The sequence below is a fragment of the Pseudomonas batumici genome, assembly GCF_000820515.1.
In the GTDB taxonomy this organism is placed as follows: Bacteria; Pseudomonadota; Gammaproteobacteria; order Pseudomonadales; family Pseudomonadaceae; genus Aquipseudomonas; species Aquipseudomonas batumici.
In genome coordinates this window covers 1-1,012 of record NZ_JXDG01000114.1, presented here as the reverse complement: position 1 = coordinate 1,012, position 1,012 = coordinate 1, and the positions used below count along the sequence as shown (strand labels likewise).

The 1,012-nt window shown below is 57.9% G+C and carries 1 protein-coding gene; it reads left to right on the top strand.

The annotated features are described in order from the left end of the window. Window positions 1-51 precede the first annotated feature (51 nt). Window positions 52-1,012: polyketide synthase dehydratase domain-containing protein (locus UCMB321_RS28945; RefSeq protein ID WP_167337473.1), on the top strand; the 961-nt coding region annotated here is incomplete at its 3' end.

The window sequence follows — 1,012 nt, the reverse complement described above, 5'->3', positions numbered from 1 at the left end:
CCAAAACGGGTTTCGTTGCCCACCTACCCATTCCTCAGAGAGCGGTATTGGTTGGAAACACCGCAGCGCTCGGGCGCAGCACTGGTTTCGGTCGCAGCCAGGTTACATCCGTTGTTGCATCAGAATACTTCCAGCCTGAGCGAACAACGCTTCAGCACATTATTGAGCCGTGAAGATTTCTTCCTGTCGGACCATGTCGTTCAGGGACAGCCTGTGCTGCCAGGTGTGGCTTATCTGGAGATGGCGCGTGCGGCAGTGCTGGCGTCGCTGGACCTGCAAAACCCCGATCCATCAGCCATCGAACTGAGGGACGTGGTATGGGCACGGCCGCTGACGGTCCATGACACCCGACACGTGCACATCTGCCTGAACGGCGATGAAAATGGGCAGGTCGAGTTTCAGGTATACACCGACGAGGATGAGCGAATTGTTCACGCTTGGGGGCGAGCCTCGACGAACGTTGCCACGACTGACGAAAACCCGATTGATCTGTCGCTGCTGCGCAGTCAGTGTGAAATGTCGTTTGAGGCCGAGCAGTGCTATCAAGCGTTCAACTCGGTGGGCCTGGACTATGGTCCCGCCCATCAGGGGTTGACTGTTGTCCGGAAAGGGACGGACGCCGCGCACATCCCTTTTGTGTTGGCACGTGTGGCCTTGCCGGTCTGCATAAGCGGCACGAGGGACCAATACGTCCTGCACCCGAGTGTGCTGGACAGTGCGCTGCAGGCATCCATCGGTCTACTGCTTGATCAGCACGATGAGGCGATCAGGCCTGCATTGCCGTTTGCGCTCGAACGCTTACAGATTCGCGAGCATAGCCCCGACCAGGCGTGGGTGATTGTGCAATCGGATGCGAAGCATGACGGGGCTGTCACTGACGGCAGCCGTAAATGGGATGTCACGATATGCGATGACAACGGTCATATCTGTGTCCGCTTGAGTGGCTTGACCTCACGGGTGATGAGCAGCGAGGGGGCGAGCGCGGTGCAATCCGAAGACAAAACAGTATTGT